The following is a 406-nucleotide window of genomic DNA, read 5'->3' as shown; positions in this document are numbered from 1 at the left end:
AAAACAATTGAAACATTTAGCTTTACGTGGTAATGAATTTTCAGATGTAACACCAATTGTTAAGATGGATAATTTAGATTCTCTTGATTTAAGTAATAATAAAATTACGAACGTTGCACCACTAATTGAAATGAAAAATGTAAAAAGTTTATATTTATCAGGCAACCAAATAGAAGATGTAACAGCATTAGCGAAAATGGAACAACTAGATTACTTGAATTTAGCAAATAATAAAATTACGAATGTTACGCCATTAAGCGCGTTGAAAAATGTAACATACTTAACTTTAGCAGGTAATCAAATTGAAGATATTAAACCGTTATATTCATTACCTTTAAAAGACTTAGTATTAACACGTAATAAAGTAAAAGACTTATCCGGTATTGAGCAAATGAAGCAATTAGAA

General features: G+C 27.6%; 1 protein-coding gene. It reads left to right on the top strand.

Features of this window, described 5'->3' with window-relative positions; translation table 11 throughout:
- A partial coding sequence (locus tag MR083_RS26975; protein ID WP_242270110.1) for a leucine-rich repeat domain-containing protein occupies nucleotides 1-406 on the top strand: 406 nt, incomplete at both ends.

The organism is Bacillus cereus group sp. BfR-BA-01408, assembly GCF_022663305.1.
Lineage (GTDB): Bacteria > Bacillota > Bacilli > Bacillales > Bacillaceae_G > Bacillus_A > Bacillus_A pacificus.
This window is presented reverse-complemented; position numbering and strand designations above follow the sequence as displayed.